The organism is Pectobacterium jejuense (assembly GCF_026800125.1).
GTDB lineage: Bacteria > Pseudomonadota > Gammaproteobacteria > Enterobacterales > Enterobacteriaceae > Pectobacterium > Pectobacterium jejuense.
Genome location: NZ_JAPQKX010000001.1, coordinates 422,098 through 437,356 on the forward strand (window position 1 = coordinate 422,098; position 15,259 = coordinate 437,356).

Annotated in this window: 12 protein-coding genes and 1 other annotated feature; of the genes, 2 read left to right on the forward strand and 10 right to left on the reverse strand. The window is 51.9% G+C overall.

All coding sequences use genetic code 11. The annotated features are described in order from the left end of the window. Position 1: 1 nt before the first annotated feature. From hisH to hisL, 6 genes are all read right to left on the reverse strand, one after another. On the reverse strand, positions 2-592 hold the full coding sequence (hisH, locus tag NXT09_RS01920) for an imidazole glycerol phosphate synthase subunit HisH (protein ID WP_014915086.1): 591 nt from the start codon (positions 590-592) through the stop codon (positions 2-4). Next, positions 592-1,659 (reverse strand): bifunctional histidinol-phosphatase/imidazoleglycerol-phosphate dehydratase HisB, encoded by a 1,068-nt coding sequence (hisB, locus tag NXT09_RS01925; RefSeq protein WP_205550824.1) that lies wholly within the window; start codon positions 1,657-1,659, stop codon positions 592-594. The genes hisH and hisB overlap by 1 nt, the downstream gene beginning before the upstream one ends. Positions 1,660-1,674: 15 nt before the next feature. After that, positions 1,675-2,748, reverse strand: a complete 1,074-nt coding sequence (gene hisC / locus NXT09_RS01930; RefSeq protein ID WP_268578645.1) for a histidinol-phosphate transaminase — start codon at positions 2,746-2,748, stop codon at positions 1,675-1,677. Then, complete coding sequence (gene hisD / locus NXT09_RS01935; RefSeq protein WP_268578646.1) at positions 2,745-4,073, reverse strand: histidinol dehydrogenase; 1,329 nt, start codon at positions 4,071-4,073, stop codon at positions 2,745-2,747. Before hisD ends, hisC begins: the two co-directional genes overlap by 4 nt. 5 nt (positions 4,074-4,078) lie before the next feature. Next, positions 4,079-4,978 carry an ATP phosphoribosyltransferase gene (gene hisG / locus NXT09_RS01940; RefSeq protein WP_010277135.1) on the reverse strand — a complete coding sequence of 300 codons (900 nt, stop codon included), beginning with the start codon at positions 4,976-4,978 and terminating at the stop codon, positions 4,079-4,081. Positions 4,979-5,027: 49 nt separating this feature from the next. Further along, positions 5,028-5,149, reverse strand: a sequence feature (His leader region). Then, positions 5,125-5,172, reverse strand: a complete 48-nt coding sequence (gene hisL / locus NXT09_RS01945; RefSeq protein ID WP_106389040.1) for a his operon leader peptide — start codon at positions 5,170-5,172, stop codon at positions 5,125-5,127. It overlaps the preceding feature by 25 nt. Positions 5,173-5,454: 282 nt before the next feature. On the opposite strand from hisL, the gene NXT09_RS01950 reads away from it, so the two are divergent. Further along, positions 5,455-6,291: an SDR family oxidoreductase gene (locus tag NXT09_RS01950; protein ID WP_268578647.1), complete on the forward strand. Its 837-nt coding sequence runs from the start codon at positions 5,455-5,457 to the stop codon at positions 6,289-6,291. 85 nt (positions 6,292-6,376) lie between these two features. Here NXT09_RS01950 and NXT09_RS01955 read toward each other — a convergent pair whose 3' ends face one another. From NXT09_RS01955 to NXT09_RS01970, 4 genes are all read right to left on the reverse strand, one after another. Beyond that, positions 6,377-8,329 (reverse strand): methyl-accepting chemotaxis protein, encoded by a 1,953-nt coding sequence (locus NXT09_RS01955; RefSeq protein ID WP_268578648.1) that lies wholly within the window; start codon positions 8,327-8,329, stop codon positions 6,377-6,379. 347 nt (positions 8,330-8,676) lie between these two features. Then, entirely contained in the window at positions 8,677-10,611 is a 1,935-nt protein-coding gene (locus tag NXT09_RS01960; RefSeq protein WP_268578649.1) for a methyl-accepting chemotaxis protein, read from the reverse strand. 466 nt (positions 10,612-11,077) lie between these two features. Then, on the reverse strand, positions 11,078-11,779 hold the full coding sequence (locus NXT09_RS01965; protein ID WP_205550812.1) for a response regulator: 702 nt from the start codon (positions 11,777-11,779) through the stop codon (positions 11,078-11,080). Between the two features lie 91 nt (positions 11,780-11,870). After that, positions 11,871-13,466: an ATP-binding protein gene (locus NXT09_RS01970; RefSeq protein WP_268578650.1), complete on the reverse strand. Its 1,596-nt coding sequence runs from the start codon at positions 13,464-13,466 to the stop codon at positions 11,871-11,873. A gap of 419 nt (positions 13,467-13,885) precedes the next feature. On the opposite strand from NXT09_RS01970, the gene NXT09_RS01975 reads away from it, so the two are divergent. Beyond that, positions 13,886-15,256: a 2-hydroxycarboxylate transporter family protein gene (locus NXT09_RS01975; RefSeq protein WP_205550808.1), complete on the forward strand. Its 1,371-nt coding sequence runs from the start codon at positions 13,886-13,888 to the stop codon at positions 15,254-15,256. The last annotated feature ends 3 nt before the right edge of the window (positions 15,257-15,259 follow it).

Sequence of the window (15,259 nt, forward strand, 5' to 3'; positions counted from 1 at the left end):
TCTACATCTCCAGAAAGTTTTTCAGCAGCTGCGCGCCCGCAGCACCCGAACGCTCAGGGTGGAACTGCACGCCGAAGAAGTTATCTTTTTCCAGCGCGGCGGTGAAGGCTTCGCCATAGTTGGCTTGTGCAATCGTGTTTTCGCAGACCGGCATGGCATAGCTGTGAACGAAATAGAAATAGGCACCGTCATCGATATCGCGGAACAAACGATGTCCGGCCTTCGGAATGACCTGATTCCAGCCCATATGCGGCAGTGGTAAACCGTGGTCAACCATCTTTTTCACTGGTGTATCGACAATCCCCAACGTGGGGATGCCACCGTTTTCGTCGCTGTTTGTGCCCAGCAACTGCATGCCGAGGCAAATGCCGAGAACGGGCTGGGTACAGGCCTTGATCAACGCAATCAGGTCGCGCTCTTCCAGTTGGTTCATCGCGGCCTGTGCGGTGCCAACACCCGGTAGAAACAGCTTGTCCGCTTGCAGGACAATCTCGGCCTCACGGCTCACCACGGGCGTATACCCCAGCCGCTGCACGGCGTAGGTCACCGAAGAGAGGTTAGCGCAGCCGGTATCAAGAATGACGACCTTCATCAGAGCACTCCTTTCGAGCTCGGCAGCGTATCACCCTCGACGCGAATGGCCTGACGCAGCGTACGTCCGAAGACTTTAAACAGGCTTTCCACACGGTGATGATCGTTACGCCCCTTGGTTTTCAGGTGCAGCGTACAGGCCATGGAATAAGACAGCGATCGGAAGAAGTGTTCGACCATTTCCGTACTCAGATCGCCGACGCGCTGGTAGCTGAATTCCGCTTTGTATTCCAGATGCGGACGCCCGGAAATATCCAGCGCACAGCGCGCCAGACACTCATCCATCGGCAGGACGAAGCCAAAACGGCCAATACCGCGTTTGTCGCCCAGCGCTTTATTCAGGGCTTCGCCCAGCGCCAGACCGGTATCTTCCACCGTGTGGTGATCGTCAATGTACAGGTCGCCTTTCACTTCAATGTTCATGCGGAACCCGCCGTGGGTGGCGATTTGATCCAGCATGTGATCGAAGAAACCGACGCCGGTGTTGATTTTGCTGCCGCCTTCCTGATCCAGCCAGACGTTCACATCAATCGCCGTTTCACGCGTGACGCGGTTGACGTGCGCATGACGGTCACGTTTGGTCAGTTGGTTGGTAATGGCTTGCCAGTTCAGTCCACCACGTTGGTAAAGCAGGCCGGTTATGCCCATATTCTGTGCCAGTTGAATATCGGTCTGGCGGTCGCCGATGACGTAGCTATTCGCCACATCCATCAGGCCACTATTTAAATAGGCCGTGACCAGTTCGGTCTTGGGCTTGCGGCAGGTGCAGTTATCCGCTGGCAAATGCGGGCAAATCAGCACATGCTCAAAATTGATGCCCTGCGATGTTAGAATCTGCATCATCAGGTTGTGCGGTGGATCGAAGGTTTCCTGCGGAAAACTATCGGTTCCCAGACCATCCTGATTGGTGATCATCACCAGCGTATAGCCCGCTTTTTGCAGCGCCAGCAGTGAGGGGATGACATCTGGTTCCAGCGCCAGTTTATCCAGACGGTCAACCTGAAAATCCTCAGGCGGTTCAGCAATCAATGTTCCGTCACGGTCGATAAAGAGGTATTTCTGGCCCACGTGAGCTCCTTAAAATTAAGCGTTGATGCCCGGCAATGATTGTAATGCAGCAACAACGCGTTCACATTCGTAGCGGTTGCCGATAGTAATGCGCAAACAGCCTGCGAGGCTCGGTTGCTTATTTTGGTCACGCAGAATAATGCCTTGATCCCACAGCGTTTTAAATACAGAAGGAGAGGCGGTAAAGCGCACCAGCAAATAGTTACTCTCGCTGGGGAAGATTTCTTCAATGCAGGGAATGTCTTTTAAGGCATCGCTCAACCAGCGGCGAGCGGAGGTAATTTCCTCAACATTCGCCTTCATTTTGGCGATCCCTTCGTGACTCAGCGCCTGCGCGGCGATATCTGCCACCGGGGTAGACAGCGGATAAGGGGCAATCACCTTCAGCAGAAGCTGAATCACTTCAGGGTTTGCCAGCGTGAAGCCACAGCGCAATCCGGCGAGTGAGAAGGCTTTGGACAAGGTACGCAGAATCACCAAATGAGGAAACTCGGCCAGCCAGACTGATGTGGTCGCCTGCGGACAGAATTCAATATAGGCTTCATCGATAACGACCAGCGCTTTGCCCTGTGCCAGCGTGAGCAGCTGGCGTAAATCTTCCCGTGCAATCAGGTTGCCGGTCGGGTTGTTCGGACTGCACACGTAAATGACCTTCGTACCGTCCAGCTGTGCTTCAATCGCATCGAGATCCAACTGCCAGTCTGATTTGCTGGCTACGGTGCGACGTTCCACGCCAAATGTTTCGGCGCTGACGGCGTACATGCCGTAGGTTGGCGGACAGAACAGGATGGCATCTTTCCCCGGTTCGCAGAACGCGCGGATCAGCAGCTCGATACCTTCGTCGGCACCGCGGCTGACCAGAACCTGCTCCGGCGTGACGCCAGAATACTCGGCGTAACGGTTGATCACGGTGACTGGCTGACATTCTGGGTAGCGATTCAGCGTTTGCCGCGTTAACTGAAACTCTGGTGCTTCAGGATATTCATTGGCATTCAACCAGACATCGCCGTTACCGCCCAGACGACGGGCAGATTGGTAGGGGGTCAACGCACGGACGTTGGCACGTGCCAGTTCTTCAATGCTGCTCATGCTTGCTCCTTCAGTGCTGCAACACGCAGGGTAACGGCGTTTTTGTGGGCGGTCAGCTGTTCGGCCTGTGCCAATATTTCTATGGTCGGTGCCAGTTGCAGTAACCCCTGCGGCGTGAGCTGCTGTACGGTCATGCGTTTCTGGAAATCGGCTAAACCCAGGCTCGAATAGGTTGAGGTATAGCCATAGGTCGGCAGAACGTGATTTGTACCGGAGGCGTAGTCGCCAGCGGATTCCGGCGACCAGTCGCCAAGGAAGACTGAACCCGCGCTGGTGATGCTATCAACCAGTGATTCGGCGTCGCGTGTCTGAATGATCAGGTGTTCTGGACCATATTGATTGCTGATTTCAACGCACTGCGCTAAATCACGCGCGACGATGACGCGGCTGCTGGCAAGCGCCTGACGCGCGATGTCCGCACGGGACAACTGCGTGAGCTGCTCTTCAACGGCGTCGGCCACGGCTTTGGCCATTGCTGCGTCTGGCGTGAGCAGAATGACCTGAGAATCCGGGCCGTGCTCTGCCTGTGACAACAGATCGGAGGCGACAAACGCGGGTGTCGCACCGCTGTCGGCGATCACCAGAACTTCGGATGGGCCGGCTGGCATATCAATGGCCGCACCATCGAGCTGCTGACTGACCTGACGCTTGGCTTCCGTGACGTACGCGTTGCCGGGGCCAAAAATTTTATCTACTTTCGGCACGCTCTCGGTGCCAAATGCCATCGCAGCAATCGCTTGCGCGCCACCGAGCTGAAAGACTTCTTTAATGCCGCACAGCTGGGCGGCATACAGGATTTCATCGGCAATCGGCGGCGGCGAGCACAGCACCACGCGACCACAGCCAGCGATGCGCGAAGGCGTTCCCAGCATCAGCACGGTTGACGGCAGCGGGGCAGAGCCCCCGGGAATATACAGCCCGACGGTCGCGATAGGGCGGGTGAGCTGCTGGCAGCGTACGCCCGGCTGCGTTTCGATATCGACAATCGGCAGTTTTTGCGCGTTGTGGAATGTCTCGATATTACGCACGGCGATCGCCATCGCCTGTTTGACGTCATCGCCCAGACGGGTGGAGGCGGCGGCGATCTCAGCCTCGGTGACGCGAATCGCATTCACCTGAACCTTATCGAACTGCGCGCTGTAGTCGCGCAAGGCGCTATCACCACGGCTTTTTACGTTTGCCAGAATATCGCTCACGATGGCGGTAATACGGTCTGACGCAGAAATGGCCGGGCGAGTCAGTAACTGACGCTGCTCTTCTGCGGAACAGCGCTGCCAGTCAACGAGCGTGCTGAAACTGCCGGTGCTGTTGGTGTTATCAGCCATCGTCATCACTCCATCATTTTTTCAATAGGCAGAACCAGAATGGAGCTGGCGCCCAACGATTTCAGCTTTTCCATCGTTTCCCAGAACAGTGTTTCGCTGCTGACCATGTGCATGGCAACGCGGCTTTGATCGCCAGCCAGCGGCAGAATGGTCGGGCGTTCGGCGCCAGGCAACAGGGCGATGACTTCTTCCAGACGTTCGCTAGGCGCGTGCAGCATGATGTATTTCGATTCACGCGCCTGAATCACGCCTTGCATACGGGTCAGCAGTTTATCGATCAGCAGTTGTTTCTCTTCTGGCATTTCGCCGTCGCGCTGAATCAGGCAGGCTTTGGAACGGTAAATCACTTCCACTTCGCGCAGGCCGTTGGCTTCCAGCGTGGCACCGGTTGATACCAAATCGCAGATGGCATCGGCCAGACCGGCGCGCGGTGCGACTTCGACGGAACCGTTGAGCAGACAGGATTTGAAATTGACAGATTGTCTGTCGAGATATTGTTTGAGCAGGTGAGGATAAGAGGTGGCGATACGTTTGTTTTGCAGACATTCAGGACCGGTATAGGCTTCGTCCAGCGGCATCGCCAGCGACAGGCGGCAGCCGCCGAAATCCAGACGGCGCAGCGTGAAGTAACGCGGGTCTTCGCCCTGTGCACGGCGGTTTAACAGCTCTTCTTCCAGCACGTTTTCGCCGATGATGCCCAGATCGACCACACCATCCATGACCAGACCGGGGATATCGTCATCGCGTACGCGCAGGATATCAATCGGCATATTCTCTGCGAACGCGATCAGACGCTGTTGCTGTAAGTTGATTTTGATCCCACAGCGTGCCAGCAGTTCGCGTGAATCGTCGCTCAGGCGGCCTGACTTCTGCATTGCTATCCGTAAACGTGTTTTATCCAGCATGGAAACCTCATTAACCTGTCAAATTTAAAATTTTTAGAAACATTGGGCCATAAAAAAACCCTCGGAAGTTGATCTTCCGAGGGCTCTCTTTGTGTTCTGCGCCACTGGAAGATCTTAACGTCTTCCAGCACCAACTGCCCGAAAGACTAATCAGGATGATGGTGATGATGGTGGTTAAACAGAACGCGTGTCATAAATTGTCTCTTTGTTGTGTCAGTATTGATTAAATCAGTAACGATTTCTGTCGAATAACCTAAACCATGTTCGGGTTGTTGTGCAACATTTTTTTAGCAGATGTGGGAAGTTCGTTTTGGTTGCGTGATGTGCTTGCCAAATCGCACGCGTTATCGGCTTGTGATAGACAGAAAACGTTACTGAAATCGAACAGGCAGCCGTAGCGATGGGTGTAAAAGCCGTTTACTCTGTTGTTGGTGCATGATGTTAATTAACAGGCTCCTTGCAGGGGAGAACAGCTGATGAAAAAAGTATCGATTGTTGGATTGGGCTGGCTGGGTATGCCGCTGGCTCTGGCGCTGAATGGGCACGGTTACCACGTGACAGGGACGAAAACCACTCAGGATGGCGTGGAAGCAGCGCGCATGAGCGGCATTGAGTGCTATCAACTGGCGCTGACGCCGGAGCTGGAATGTGACGCAGACGAGCTTAGCGCGATACTACAGGTTGACGTGCTGATCGTGACATTGCCCGCCAGCCGAACGGCGGAAGGGGGCGAAGGGTATGCGCAAGCGGTACAGCAGTTGGTGAATATGGCGCGTGTGTTTCATGTCCCGCGTATTATCTTCACCAGTTCAACCTCGGTTTATGGCGATAGCAGCGGCACAGCAAGAGAAAACTCGCCGCTACAGCCGACGACGGTAGCAGGGAAAACGCTGGTGTCCCTCGAACAGTGGTTGCAGCATCTACCTGATACCTCAGTGGATATCTTGCGTCTTGCGGGGCTGGTCGGCGGTGAACGCCATCCTGGGCGTTTCCTTGCGGGCAAAACCAATCTGCCACGTGGTAATCAGGGCGTGAATCTGGTGCATCAGGAAGATGTGCTGGCGGCGATCCTGTTGCTGCTTAAGCTTCCGAACGGTGGGCATATCTATAACCTGTGTGCGCCAGAACATCCGGCCAAACAGGATTTTTATCCTGAGCAGGCGCGCAGATTACACCTGTCTCCGCCGCAGTTTGCACCCGTAACCGACAACGATCAGGGGAAGATTGTTGATGGGCAGCGTATCTGCCATGAACTTGGGTTCGAGTATCAGTACCCTAATCCCTCAACGATGCCGCTGAATGAAGGCTTGTAGCGCTAACCGAAATCGGTGCTGCTTTTGATACCGCGACAGGGTTCTGATGCGCCCGGATGTGTGTGAAGCATCCGGGCGTGAGGTGTTAAAACGACGTCCAGTCGCCTTCTGACGACGTAGCTTTTTTGTCTGCCGTTGACACACGTTTTGGCAGCGCGTGTCGTGGCGTAGAGGATGAGGCGCGTGAACCCGCGCGGTTGTCAGATTGGGACACGCGGAAGTGCTCAAGCAGCTTCTCTAACAACACGGCCTGTTCTTCCAGCGAGTTGGCGGAAATCGAGGATTCCATCACCAGCGAGGCGTTCTGCTGCGTCGTGGTGTCCAGTTCACTGATCGCCTGCGCGATTTGCCCAATTCCCCGACTCTGTTCCTCAGAGGCGGAAGAAATTTCCCCCATGATGTCGTTCACGCGGGAAACGGAATCGACGATTTGCTCCATGGTTTCTCCCGCAACCGCCACAAGATGACTCCCCGCATTGGTACGCTCTACGGACTCTGCGATCAGGGACTCGATGTCTTTGGCGGCCTGAGAACTGCGCTGCGATAAACTGCGTACTTCACCGGCGACCACGGCAAAACCACGTCCTTGTTCACCGGCACGTGCGGCTTCTACCGCCGCGTTCAGCGCCAGAATGTTGGTCTGGAAAGCAATACTATTGATGACGGTAGTGATATCGGCGATTTTTTTGGAGCTGGCCGCGATATTGTCCATAGTCGTCACAACCTGTTTCACGACTTCGCCGCCTTTCAGCGCATTCTTGGAGGCATCGGCAGCGATCTGGCTGGCATGTTTGGCGTTGTCGGCGTTGTTTTTCACCGTTGACGTCAATTCTTCCATGCTAGCCGCGGTTTCAACGACGGCTGCTGACTGCTGCTCGGTGCGCGATGACAGATCGCTATTGCCTGTGGCAATTTTGCTTGCTGACTGGCTGACGCTACCGACGCTGTCCCGCACTTCGGAGATAACGTGGCGCAGCTGTTCATTCATCGTCCCCATCGCGTGGGTAAGCCGTCCCAACTCATCGTGGCGATCGGTCTGAATCGAGGTAGTCAGATCGCCACTGGCAATGCGTTCCGCCAGCGATAGATTATGGATGATGGGTCTGGTGATAATCCGGGTGATGTAGATCGAAATGATGATACCGATGATGACGGCGATGAGACCGATAATCATGGTAACGGTGGCGGAGTGATAGGCCAGTTCATCGTTTTTCGCTTTGATAATGGCCGTCAGCGCGTTGATGTCTGCGCTGCTTTTCGTTCCTGCTCTCATGACCAGATACTCTGCTTTTTTCACGTCATCGAAAGCGGTGTAATAGTCTGCGTTAATCTGTTGATATTGCTTGATGTAATTGCGTAACGCGTCAGCCTGGCTTTTCAGGTCGGCAGGTAAAATCGGTAAGGCCTGATAGGCTGATTCCGTTTCCGCATAACGGTTATTCAGTGCAGTGATTGTTTTCTCATCTTTTGTTATTTGCAGCTCATAACTCAGCTTTTGCACTTCACTTAACAAGAAAGCCAGTCTGCTCATCGCGTAATAAGCATCGTTATCGGGAAATGAACTTGTGCTCTGAATGGTCTGTGCAACAGGTTCTAGCGTGGCTTGTGCATGGAGTTGATTCATTTTTCCCTGAATCTCAACCGCTTTTTGTGTTGCAACAGACATAGCGGATACTGAGGTCTGAAAGCCCTCTAAGTTTTCTTTTAAGCTGTTGATGTGGCCTAATTCATCGGCGCTCCAGGCCAGAGTTTTTGCGCTGTCTGTTAAATCTGTCGCGCTTTTAACAAATTTCGCCAGAATATCTTTTGTCTTCTCATCGGGGGCGTATAAATATTTAACACGATTTATTTTTGCCTGAAATACCTCAATATTGATGCTGTATATAAGATTGGTTTTCTCATAGATATCTTTGATGTCTTTAAATCTTTTTGTACTAAGCGATGAGGCAACAATAACGAGTAATAAAATAATGCCAAATCCCGCATACAGTTTATGAGCGATTTTTGTGTTACGGATTCGACTAGCAAGATTCTGCATTACAACTCTCCATGTATAACGATTTTAATAATAATGACTACGGTTTTATTGCTAACGATTATTTCGCGGTTAACGACGATGTCGTTTCTAACTACTGTAACTACTATGAGTTATCGGGTTTTCTTATCACGATGTTAGAGCCAAAGTAGGGGATAATAACATTTTGTGATGGGTATCAAGGCGGGCTGTGCAAATGCATAGTGTTTTATGGGAATACGGCCAAAATAACGTAGCTTACTGATTATTTAACGATTTATTTATCGTTGGAAGAATATTCTATTGATGAACTCAGCCCTGACGTCATATCAGGGCTGAGGGATCGAACGTTAGAAGTTAGAAGTTAGGAGCTAGAACGTTGTCCAGCCGGAATCCTGCGATTGTTTTGATGCAGGCGGCAGGCGTTTCTGCTGTGGCGGTAAACCGGAGAGACCCGCTTTGGGTTTGCGCCCCTCGTGATCGGATAGGCGGAAGTTCGCTACCATGCTTTCCAGTATCGCAGACTGTTCTTCCAGCGAGTTAGCGGAGATCGAGGATTCCATCACCAGCGCCGCATTCTGCTGTGTGGTGGTGTCCAGTTCGCTGATGGCACGCGAGATTTGCTCAATACCGCGGCTTTGCTCATCGGAGGCGGAGGCAATTTCCCCCATGATGTCGTTAACCCGCGAGACAGAGGAAACGATCTGATCCATCGCCGTTCCCGCATTGGCCACCAGCTGCGTGCCCACATTGATACGCGACACTGATTCAGATATCAGGCTGGCGATTTCTTTTGCCGCTTGTGAGGTGCGTTGAGAAAGCGTCCGCACCTCGCTGGCAACCACGGCGAATCCACGGCCTTGCTCACCGGCGCGTGCGGCCTCTACCGCGGCGTTCAGCGCCAGAATATTGGTCTGGAAAGCAATGCTGTTGATGACTGCGGTGATGTCGGCAATCTTCCGCGAGCTGTCTGAAATGCCTGACATAGTATCGACAACATCCCGTACCACTTCGCCGCCTTTATGCGCATTTTGCGAGGCTTCAGTACTGATTTGGCTCGCTTGTTTGGCGTTTTCGGCGTTGTTTTTCACGGTCGACGTCAGTTCTTCCATGCTGGCGGCAGTTTCTACCACGGCGGCAGACTGCTGCTCGGTGCGCGAGGAAAGGTCGCTGTTACCCGCGGCAATCTTGGCCGCAGAGGTTGACACGCTGTCCACGCTGTCACGCACATCGCTGATCATATGGCGCAGTTTCTCGTTCATTCTCCCCATGGCGGCCGTTAGCTGACCCAGCTCATCATCGCGGTCAGCCACGATGGTTGACGTCAGATCCCCTGCGGCGATTTTTTCCGCCAGAGAAAGGTTGTGAATCACAGGGCGGGTGATTTGGCGGGTAATCAGCAGCGAGATGATAATGCCGATCACGACGGCGATGAGGCCAATGATCATCGTGATGGTCGCGGAACCGTATGCCAGTGCGTCATTCTTCTCTTTGACGATAGCGATAAGCGCTTTAATAGAGGCGCTGCTTTTATCCCCGCCGACCTTCACGCCGTCTTCGGCTTTTTTCAGATTGCTGACGCTCTGGAAGTAGTCAGCGTTGAGCTTTTTATAGCTGGTGACATAGCTTCGCAGGCCCTCTGCGGCGACCTGCTGTTCAGGCGACAGTGCCGCAGTGGCGGCCTGGTAGCTGCTGTCAAAGCGGCTAAAAGCCTCATCGAGCTTCTTTGCAGCATCGGCATTTTGCTTAAGCTGTAACTCATAAGATAACTGCTTGAGATCTGAAACCTGCGCTGCCAAATCTTCAGCCTGATATTGCGTTGCGCTATCAGAAGGCTGCTGACGCAGTTTGGCGTAAAAATCCGTGGTAATGTTTTGCCCGTTAGCGGCGCTGATTTTGTCGCGATTTTCTACCACGCGCTGCGTGGCTTTCCCCATCTCGGTGATCGCGTTCTGGAATTCGGTCAGGTTCTGGCCGAGATCGTTGACGAGGGGTGTGCCTTCTGGACTCCATGAGAGCGTTTTTGCTTCTGTGGTTAACTCTGAAGCATGTTTAACGAAGCCCGCCATGGTTTCACGGGACTTCTCTTCATACGAATAAAAATACTTCAGGCGGTTTATTTTGGCCTGAAAGACTTCGATGTTGATGTTGTAAATAAGATTGGTTTTCTCATAAATATCACGAATTTCTCTGAAGCGACCTGCGCTCAGTAGCGATGCAATGATGACCAGTAGCAGGATCACCCCAAACCCAAGATACAGCTTTTGGGATATTTTAAGATTTCTGATTTTTTTGGCTAAGAACATGACGTCTCTCCGGGGATGAATTACTGGTGTCAGGTAAAAAATTAATGAAGGAATGACCCATAATGCTTATCGGGTTTATAGTGATTTTTTTTAGTGTGAGTGAAGAAACTAATAATAATTTGTGAGGCTTCTCTCTTATTTTTGGACAACTGCACAGCAGGCGCCGGTTGAATTACCAATCTGCGTTATGCTAACTGCTATAAGAATAAACACAGAAAATTGTGATTGTTTTTTAATTTTTAAAAACTTGAGAGGGAATAGGTTAATTTAGACATATATTGAAATATAAATAGGATAAAAATAACGAATGGTTAAGTTTGGCAGTAATACGGGGGAGGCGTACCCAAGTCGTGAATGACGTTATTACTTTATCTGACTTTGATCACAATTTTATCGCACACCGTCGTCTAACTGTGCCGCATGCCCTATGACGGCTAACCTCGCCGCCATAGGATAGGGGCGGGATCTAGCCGGTGCTTTTTGTGCGATACAGCCGGCGTGGATGACCAATCTTGCCGTAACGCATTTCGATGTCGAGGAACTGGTTTTCAACGCAGAACTCCAGATAGCGGCGCGCCGTCGTTTTACTGAGTCCGGTTTTATCGACGATATCATCAACAGAATAGGGGGTATCGCCTCCATCGTTGGCAAAAATCTGCTTGATCAGCCCCAGTGTGTTCTCTTCAATGCCTTTTGCTGACGAGGAGGTGGCTGTGCCGGACGATTGCAGTTGATAGAGAATATCGACGTTCTGCTGATCGACAATTTTGTAGGTGTGCTGGGTTTTCACGAATTGAATAAATCGCTCCAGCGAAGAACGCAGCCGTGGGTAGGAGAGCGGTTTGATAATGTAATCAAAAGCCCCGCAGCGAATCGCCTGAGCACAGGTATTCATATCGCTGGCGGCGGTAATAAAGATGACGGAACAATCCATCCCTTTGAGCAGTTGGCTTTCAATTAGCGAAACCCCTTCGCCGTCGGGCAAATAGTTATCCAGCAAGATCAGGCGCGGCCTGTGCTGCTGAAGGAGCTTTTTAGCTTCAAAAAGCGTAGCGGCAATCCCGACGACACGCAGATTGAAATGTTTCTCAATAAATTCAGCATGAATATTTGCCAGCTTACTTTCATCTTCAACGATTAAGACATCGAAATGTTCAGTGTGCTGCATGGTGTAAATCCCTGTTAGTCTCTGAATTATAAAATAGTGTGTCCGCTATACCTCAAGCGGCCTGTGCGTTGTTCACTACGCGCCGCTCAAATTATGGGAGGGACATCGGAATAAATAGGGAAAATATGCTGCCATTCGGCTGGTTGGCCGAGACCTCGATCATTCCCTGAGCCTGATTGACGTAGCTGGCCACCAGATGCAGCCCCAGCCCGTGATCGCCCTGTGTTTTGCTGGTCACGCCCATTTCAAACAGGCTATCGGCAATGGCTGGATCGATACCCGTTCCCTGATCGGCGATTTCAATGACCAGCTCTTGTTCGCTGTTATAGATGTACACCTCGACAGGATAATGTGGCGCGGTGGTGGCTAATGTGGCTTCCATCGCGTTATCCAGCAAATTACCAATGATAGACATCAGTTCCGTTTCGCTCAGCGCGGGGGGAATGTGGGTGAGCTGGCAGCGTGGGTCGAAAACAATCTCAATGCCTTTTTCCCGTGCTGTCGCGTACTTGCCCAGTAGCAGCCCGCACAGCGCGGGCGAACAGAAGCGGCGAGAAACAAAATCCAGCACTACCTGCGCGCTTTCCGACTGCGCTTCAATATATTTGATGGCTTCGTCATAGCGTTTTAGGTGCAGCAGTCCGGCCAGCGTTGCCGTCCAGTTCAGCTGCTCGTGGCGCAAAATGCGCAGACTATTCGCGTAACGCTTCACCTGACTGAGCTGCATGCTAAGCGTATGAATATCGTTTTTACCGCGGAAGCTGATGACCCAGCCCTGAAGCTCATCTTCCAGCATGATCCGCACCCGGCTGGCAATCACGGTCGCGTGGTTAAAACGGCAGATTTCATCGTGGGTGTCGCTGTTCCACATGGCCTCGCCGGAGAAAAAGGGCACGGGCTTAATGACGGTATCAATCGGCTTGCCGCGCAACAGATAGGACGGTTCGTTCAGCCCGAGGATTTCTTTGGCGGCATGATTAATGGCGGCAATGCGGTGCTGCTTATCGATGGCGATCACCCCTTCGTAGATCGATTCGAGCAACGCCTTCTGCTGCCTGACCAGCATACGAATCTCAAGGGGTTCGAGGCCAAACATCTGTTTCTTTAGATTACGCGAGAACCACCAGGAAAAGAGAAACAGTGCGACAAACATCGCCAGAATCGCCAGCAGGATATGCGCCAGTTTACTGAACGTCAGGTTATCGATATGGGTTTTCAGATAGCCGACGGAGACAATACCAATGACCTGACCGTCAGCCACGATTGGTGCTTTGCTGCGTAGCGAGATGCCAATGCCGCCCCGGCGCACGGTGATAGTGCTTTTCCCGGCCAGCACCTCAACGTTATCACCGCCCACCATCTGCGTGCCGACAAGGCTGGCATCTTCAGAATGAAACAGGTGATGCGCTTGATTATCCCCGACTACGATATAGCTGGCGTCGCTGCGCAGCTTCAATTGCTGGACGAGCGTGCTTATCTGCTTGATGTCTTTATGCTTCACCGACTCAATCAGGGACGGAATGATGGCGATTTCTCTGGCCTGTACCTGCGCTCGTGTACCCAGCTCGGAATAGAGCTGCTTATCGATATCGTGATAATAATAAATACCTGTCATCAGAAGTAACGAAGAGAAGAAGACGATCAAATAGATAAATAATTTGATATGAAAGGAAAGTCTCACTCTCATGATGTGCGGTAGCCTGCTGGTGAACGAAAAATAGCTGATGAATTTATCACGAATGGTAATAAGAATGGGCTGAGAGGAAAAAACTTGTGAGCAATAACACGTTTAAATAGGTTGTTACCAATATGATGGCGGTAATAAATAGATAAAATTAAACGCATCTGTTTTCTTTAATAAACAACTTAATTACGTTTTATCAACATAGTCATTTTTAGGAAATAAAAACCATAAACTCCATAGAAACCGTAAAGTTTATTTTGATCGTAAAATCATCTAACCGCCTGCGTAATAAACGATTTTTGAATATAAACCATAAAAACCATAAACGCCTTTAAAACTCATTTTTTAATTTGAAGGGAATCACATAATAATAGGCAGTCGACCCCTATCATTCGCGGACAAAATAAAACGGGGACAGAGTTATGAGTACGACTGATGATTCATATATTGTGGTAAATAATGAGGCGGCTGGGAAGGCCTCATTAAAGGAAAAATGGTGGCACGTTCTGGATACCTATAAAGTAGGTATTATCCCTGTGCCACTCTTTATGCTGGCGGGGGTATTAATCGGCATCGACTGCCTGAGTGGCAAGTTGCCGAGCGACATTGTCGTGATGGTGGCGACGCTGGCATTCTTCGGGTTTGCCTGCGGTGAGTTTGGTAAACGTCTGCCGATTATCGGCAAGATGGGGGCGGCGGCAATCTGTGCGACCTTTATCCCTTCGGCGATGGTGCATTATGGCCTGCTGCCGGACGTTGTCGTTGAATCCACGACCAAGTTCTATAAAAGTACCAACATCCTGTATCTCTACATCTGCTGCATTATTGTCGGCAGCATCATGAGTATGAATCGGCAGACGCTGATTCAGGGCTTCCTGCGTATTTTCTTCCCTATGCTGTGCGGTGAAGTCGCCGGCATGCTGGTGGGCATGGGCGTCGGTATTGCGCTTGGCCTGGATCCGTTCCAAATCTTCTTCTTCCTTATTCTGCCGATTATGGCGGGCGGGGTGGGGGAAGGTGCTATCCCGCTGTCTATCGGCTATGCCACGATTCTGCATATGGATCAGGGCGTTGCGCTGGGGCGCGTCTTGCCTATCGTCATGCTGGGCAGCCTGACTGCGATCATTCTTGCCGGTGTTCTGAATCAGTTGGGTAAACGCTATCCACACCTGACCGGTGAAGGCGAACTGATGCCGAATAAAGACAATAATCTGGGCGGCGGCGCAAGCAGCACACCGGCTTCAGCCTTTAGCGGCAAAGCCGATGTCACGACGATTGCCTCTGGCGCGCTGCTGGCAATCCTGCTGTACATGGTGGGCATGCTTGGCCACAAAGTCATTGGCCTGCCTGCACCGGTTGGCATGCTGTTCGCGGCGGTGCTGGTGAAGCTGGCTCACGGTGTTTCACCGAAAATGCTGGAAGGTTCTCAGGTCGTTTACAAATTCTTCCAGACCTCTGTGACGTATCCGATTCTGTTTGCCGTTGGCGTGGCGATTACGCCGTGGCAGGAACTGGTGAACGCTTTTACGATTCAAAACCTGCTGGTGATTATTTCTACCGTGGTGACGCTGGTCGCGACCGGTTTCTTTGTGGGTAGAAAAATCGGTATGCACCCGATTGATGTTGCCATTATTTCCTGCTGCCAGAGCGGACAGGGCGGTACCGGTGACGTCGCGATTCTGACGGCAGGTAACCGTATGGTGCTGATGCCCTTCGCGCAGATTGCGACGCGTATCGGCGGGGCGATTAACGTTTCGATTTCACTGCTGGTGCTCGCCAACTTTTTAGTCTGATGT